Here is a 6072-nt window from a genome sequence, read left to right as displayed (position 1 = left end):
ATGGAGTATAAAAAAGCATCTTAATAGGTATATAAATTGGCTGAATTATTGATTTTTCAAGGTCTAGCAGTCAATATTTAACTGCGAAGTTTGAGGTACCGTTTATGTTAAACAAGATTTCGCCTTCCGTCGGCTCTATCGCTCTGAGAATAGCTCTTCCTGTAGTAGTCTTGCCACTACCAGATTCTCCAACCAATCCTAAAGTTTCTCCTTCCCTTATATAAAAACTTATATCGTCTACTGCTTTTACCTCTCCTACCTTCTTCCTCCAAAACCCTTTTTGAATAGGAAAATATTTCTTTAGACTTTTTACCTCTAGTAATACATTGCTACCCATTTTCTATCTACCTCCGTATAAAAAGCAACTGACCTTATGTCCTGTGGTTATCTCTATCTCCGGCGGCTCCGCTTTATCACATGTGCCTTCCACATATGATGGACACCTTGGATGGAATCTACATCCCGTAGGCAAATTATAGGGATCTGGTACCATACCCTCTATGGACTCCAATCTCCCTTTAACTTTCTTCCCTACTTTAGGTATGGATTTCAATAATGCTACAGTGTATGGATGTTTTGGATTATAAAAAATCTCATTTACCGGCCCGCTCTCAACTATCTTTCCCAAATACATGACCGCTACATCATCTGCCATTTCGGCTATTACTCCCATATTATGAGTGATCAACATTGTCGCCATTCCCATCTCTTTTTGCAAATTCTTTATAAGGTCTAAGATTTGCGCTTGTATAGTGACATCCAGCGCCGTTGTTGGTTCATCCGCTATTAAGAGGCTTGGATTGCTGGATATAGCCATAGCTATCATTGCCCGCTGACGCATTCCTCCTGAAAGTTCAAAGGGATATGCATCTACCCTTTCTTCTGGTTTTGGTATCCCTACTCTTCCCAACAAATCTATTGCTATTTTTCTCGCCTGCTCTTTTGTAACATTTTGATGTAATAAGATTGCTTCTATTATCTGATCGCCTATGGTATATACAGGAGCAAGGGCAGTCATTGGCTCCTGAAATACCATTGCAACCTCTTTACCTCTTATATCCCTAATTTCTTGACCTTTAGGATCAAGTTTAACCAAATCTACAGAACCATCATCTCTGTAAAATATAATTTCGCCTTCAACGATTTCTCCCCGTGGAGGAAGAATCCTTAAAATAGACTGAGCAGTTATGCTCTTACCACATCCAGATTCCCCTACCACTCCAAAAGTTTTGCCTTTTTCTATCTTAAAATTAACCCCATCTACAGCTTTAACTACACCCTCGTCAAGAAAAAAGTAAGTTCTAAGATTTTTAACTTCTAACAAAACATTATCTCCCATGGAATTATCCTCCTTATCTTGAATAAGGATCTGCTGCATCTCGTAAACCATCACCTAAAAAGTTAAAAGAAAGTACCGTTACTATTATGAAAAACGCGGGAATAAGTCTCCAAGGATAATGAGCCACAGCAATTACCTGCTGTGCATCCTGAAGCAGTACGCCCCAGCTAATGGCCGGCGGTCTCAATCCCAACCCTATAAAACTCAAAGAGGTCTCTCCAAGTATCATGCCAGGTATAGAAAGAGTAATAGAGGCTATCAAATGACTGGCAAAAGACGGCAACATGTGCCTGGTTATTATTCTCCATTCACTAGCACCAGTTAACCTTGCTGCTAAAATGAAATCCTCTTCTCTCAAACTCAGCAACCTGCCACGTACCACCCTTGCCAGACCACCCCAGCCTACGAGAGAAAGTATTATAGTAATAGCAAAATAGGTTCTTATAACTGACCAATCTTGGGGAATGGCTGCTGATAACGCCATCCATAATGGAATAGTTGGGATAGACACGAGAAAGTCTATAGTGCGTTGAATAACCTCATCAATAGTTCCTCCAAAATATCCCGAAATCCCTCCAAGCAGCGTTCCCAAAATAAAGCTTAAAAAGACACCTACCAAGCCAATAGTCAACGATATTCTCGCCCCATATATAACCCTTGAAAACAAATCTCTGCCTAATTCGTCGGTCCCAAACAGAAAGACCGGACCATCTTTAGACCCAAATAAATGCAAGTCACTTTCAAACAAACCCCACAATTTGTATTTACTCCCCCTGACAAACAACCGAACAGCATACTTTTTACTTTCATCTTCAACGAAAACTTTGCGAAAAGTCTCCATGTCCATTTCTTGCTTCATCCCATATACAAATGGTCCCCGGAACCCTTCTTCTTTAGAATAAAAACGTACCAGTTGAGGAGGAGCATTCTTATAATCTTCAAACCGCTCCCATGGATCATAGGGCGCTATAAATTCACAAAAGAGAACAATGATATAAAGGAAAGCCAAAATACACATGCTTACCATGGCCAATTTGTGTCGTTTAAATTTCCACCACATCAATTGCCATTGCGAGGCCAAAAATATCTTTTCATCTTTAATTTCTTCTTTTTTTCTTCTAGCAAGTTTAGTAAATAATTGCATCATCATTTCCCCCCTGTGTTCCCATATCTGATTCGAGGGTCAGCCCAGGCCAATAAAATATCAGAAATCAACGTCCCCACCAAAGTAAGGGCTCCCATTATCAAAATGAGACTTCCTGCAAGATACATATCCTGAGCTAAAAGCGCCTGCATGAGCAAAGGGCCTATAGTTGGCAGATTCAGAATTATAGACGCTAAAGATTCTCCAGAAAAGATGGCCGGCAATGTCCAGCCAATAGTGCTAATCATTGGATTCACAGCTATACGAATAGGGTATTTAATCAATAACCTCGTTTCCGATAGACCTTTGGCCCTAGCAACAGTTACATATGGTTTTCTCAATTCATCCAGCAAGTTTGCTCTCATAGTGCGGATATTCCCCGCTATCCCCGAAACTGCAATAATTATCACCGGCACCCATATGTGTTTTAGCATATCCAAAACCTTGGCTAAACTCCAAGGAGCATCCACAAACTGCTGAGAGAAAAGTCCGCTAATGTATATGTCAAATTTAGTATACGCAAACCAAATAATCAATAAAGCCAACAGAAAGCCAGGTATCGAAACGCCAATAAAGCCTATAAATGTGAAGATATAGTCAAACATCGAATACTGTTTAACGGCTGAATAAATCCCAATAGAAACGCCTATAATCCATACAAACACAATCGAAAACAATGAAATCACAGCACTTAAAGCCACCCTCTCTTTAATGAGTTCAACAACTGGCCTATTCCATCGAAAAGAACGACCAAAATCCCCGTGTAAAATTATATTTTTAATCCAGGTAATATACCGGATATGCAGCGGTTTATCCAAGGCATATTGTTTAACTAATCTGGCTATTTCTTCTTCACTGATCAAAACTCCTGAGCTCTTTAATTGCTCTATGTAAACCGTCAAGAAGTCTCCTGGCGGAAGTTCAATTATAATAAAGACTACAATGGAAAGGATAAACAGCAAAGGGATTAAAGATAAAAATCTGCGAATCACATAACCAGCCATATCCAGTCTCCTTTCTTTTTCCCTGGATGGTGGGATGACCACCATCCAGGGGAGTTGTGACTATTCATCATAGAAAAGTACCTCGCCGGCAAAATTGGCCATAATCTGATATCCCTTCTCCGGAACATTTTTTATCCTATTGGAAACAATTAAAGGAATCATAACGTCTTCAACAGGTACAATCAGGAAGAGAGAATCGTGCATTGCCTTCTCCCACTCGTCCATATGAATTCCTATTTCTTCAAAGCTTTTGCTTGCTCGCATTTTTCGGTAGAGTTCAAATACAGGCTTAAGTGAATCAGGCGGTTCTATCCCCTCTTTGCCGAATCTGGTATACCATTTATGGAAGCCATCCGAAACCTTATAACGATCATTTAGAAATACCCACTCTAACATGTAAGGATTACCCTGCGCCACAGGCAAATCAAACCAGCTCGAAACAATGACTTGAGTTTCATTCGCCTGTACACGCGAACTTAACAGTGAAGACTCCACTTGCTTCATCGTCGTATATATACCTATATTTTTCCAGTATTCAACTAATAGCTCAATCATCGGTATAAAATCGGTAGCCGGAGCGCTTGTTTCTATTAAAAGTTCCATCCTTTTTCCATCGGGTCTTAAGCGCCAGCCTTCAGAATCTCTCTTATCTAGACCCATGTTATCAAGCAATTGATTTGCTTTTTCAGGATCATACTCGCTGGGGGTTATCTTTGATGGAGAGGCAAAGCCGTGATAAACTGCATCTATTATTTCTTCCCGATTAATAGCGAGGTTCAAAGCCTGTCGAAATCTTGTATCCCATACTATCTCACGCCATACAGGATCCGGATTGCTGTAATTAAACGTAATCGGAATGGGGCAATGGAATTTTAGAGGTATTACCCTATAACCCCCCTTATTCTCATTTTCTTTATATAGAGCCACCTCGGTTATGGATACCGCCTGGCGCGCTAAATCAACTTCTCCTCCCATTATCTTCATAGGAAGCATATCCACCGTAGTCACTGTATCCGCCCTAATCTCATCTATATATGGCAACTGGTTTCCTGCAGCATCCACCTTCCAGTAATAGGGATTCCGCCTCAGTATGGCTACTTGTGCGCTAGGCATATCTACCAACATATAAGGAGCCAAAGTTGGGCATCCAATTCTAGTTTTCTCTAATGCGCCTCCTCCCCAGGAATAGAGGCTGTATAACCTATACCATTCGTTTTCTCCTAGACCATTCTCCTCCAATAAAGGCTTTAATTCTTCTAATGGAGTATACTTAATATGGAACTTTTTCATATAATGGCTAGGTTGAAGCAGAGGACCAGAATCCCAGGTCTGCCAATGAAGACTTAAAGTGTAAGGAAACAATGCGTATGGTTCCTTAAATTTAATACGGAAGGTATACTCATCTACTATCTCCAATTCACAGGGCGTACCGTCTGGGTTTGCAAGCCAGGTAGGAAAAACCGGGGTAAGTTCTTCATTTAACAAAACATCTTCGTATGCAAAACGAACATCTTCAGTCGTCACCGGATGACCATCCGACCATTTTAGCCCTTTTCTCATATAAAAAGTAAAAACTCTTCCATCTTCGGACATATCAAAGTCCTTTAAAACATTACCTACGGGTTTTTCTCCTGGGGTACCAAAGCCAGGCTGATTCAATAACGGTTCACGTGAAATAGCCCACCATTCTCCACCACCTGGACTACCAGGGTTAACTATCCTTAATGTTCCACCATACTTGCCTATTTCAAGTTTAGGCAAATCGTTAACAGGTACTTCCGTGCCTTCCACATAAACTAACGGTTCCTCAGGCAATCTCTCTTTTACAGGTGGCAACTTCCCTTCTTCTACCAGTTTGGCCAGCATTGGCGCTTCTTTGAAACCACCAATTTCTCCTCCACTGACATTCTCTTTTCCTTCATCTACTTTTTCTCCTTTTTCAATATTCCCTTCACCAGCACTCTCTTGTTCCTTAGAAGTTGACCCAGATCCGCATCCACTGAGAAAAAGCATAACAACAAGCAGAAAAGCAAACATCAATGCAATTGCCCTTCTAATTTTCATACTGTCTCCTCCTCCCTTGTAATTTTTTAGACTTTTGTTAAAAACCCAAAATTCTTTATTTTTTTAGGTTTTTACTTTTTATATCAAGCAGGAATTCCATTCATTTTTGCCAAATGATACGTCATACGTAAATAAAAAGAAAGAAGGGAATCCTGCTTGGAAATTAAAATAACTTCATTTCCAGATCTAATTTAACAATTTCTATAAATTTATAGCAATTTAAAAACTTTAAACTACTTGTACTTGAGCTTCTTAAAAGGCACCAAAATCCATGAACTGATAAATAAGTTCATCAAACACAAAACTATACATCCGATAGTAAATATGTTTGCTAAAGATAAGATATATTATGGTCCATATGATCTTCCTAATTAAAGTTTATTTTTTATATACCAGTAATATGACTTTTATATTTAAGAATTTTAACTCAGACTTCGCACATAAAAAATGAGCTCTGAACCTTGAAAAATCAACATTTTTCGGCATAAAAATATAGAAACATCCTCTCTTTTATGGTATAA

The 6072-nt window shown here is 39.4% G+C and carries 4 protein-coding genes and 1 pseudogene; all 5 read right to left on the bottom strand.

From position 1 onward, the window contains the following. Positions 1 to 91: 91 nt before the first annotated feature. A pseudogene (locus BM241_RS11765) lies at positions 92 to 337 on the bottom strand (ATP-binding cassette domain-containing protein); the annotation flags it as partial. A gap of 3 nt (positions 338 to 340) precedes the next feature. Next, positions 341 to 1339 (bottom strand): ABC transporter ATP-binding protein, encoded by a 999-nt coding sequence (locus tag BM241_RS11760; protein WP_025748121.1) that lies wholly within the window; start codon positions 1337 to 1339, stop codon positions 341 to 343. 13 nt (positions 1340 to 1352) lie between these two features. Further along, the gene (locus BM241_RS11755) at positions 1353 to 2489 is read right to left on the bottom strand and encodes an ABC transporter permease (protein WP_394328187.1); all 1137 of its coding nucleotides are present in this window, start codon (positions 2487 to 2489) and stop codon (positions 1353 to 1355) included. Continuing rightward, positions 2486 to 3487: an ABC transporter permease gene (locus BM241_RS11750; protein ID WP_092282875.1), complete on the bottom strand. Its 1002-nt coding sequence runs from the start codon at positions 3485 to 3487 to the stop codon at positions 2486 to 2488. The genes BM241_RS11755 and BM241_RS11750 overlap by 4 nt, the downstream gene beginning before the upstream one ends. A 60-nt stretch (positions 3488 to 3547) precedes the next feature. Further along, positions 3548 to 5551, bottom strand: coding sequence for an ABC transporter substrate-binding protein (locus tag BM241_RS11745; protein ID WP_092282874.1), 2004 nt, complete (start codon positions 5549 to 5551; stop codon positions 3548 to 3550). Between the last annotated feature and the right edge of the window lie 521 nt (positions 5552 to 6072).

This window comes from Caldicoprobacter faecalis (assembly GCF_900115765.1).
Lineage (GTDB): Bacteria > Bacillota > Clostridia > Caldicoprobacterales > Caldicoprobacteraceae > Caldicoprobacter > Caldicoprobacter oshimai.
Note: the sequence above shows the minus strand (reverse complement) of the source record. Positions and strands in the feature narration are given on the sequence as shown.

Bases quoted from the DNA above. Each gene is read 5' to 3' on its own strand.
- BM241_RS11745 (WP_092282874.1), bottom strand. From the start codon at position 5,551: ATGAAAATTAGAAGGGCAATTGCATTGATGTTTGCTTTTCTGCTTGTT.
- BM241_RS11755 (WP_394328187.1), bottom strand. From the start codon at position 2,489: ATGATGATGCAATTATTTACTAAACTTGCTAGAAGAAAAAAAGAAGAA.
- BM241_RS11760 (WP_025748121.1), bottom strand. From the start codon at position 1,339: ATGGGAGATAATGTTTTGTTAGAAGTTAAAAATCTTAGAACTTACTTT.
- BM241_RS11750 (WP_092282875.1), bottom strand. From the start codon at position 3,487: ATGGCTGGTTATGTGATTCGCAGATTTTTATCTTTAATCCCTTTGCTG.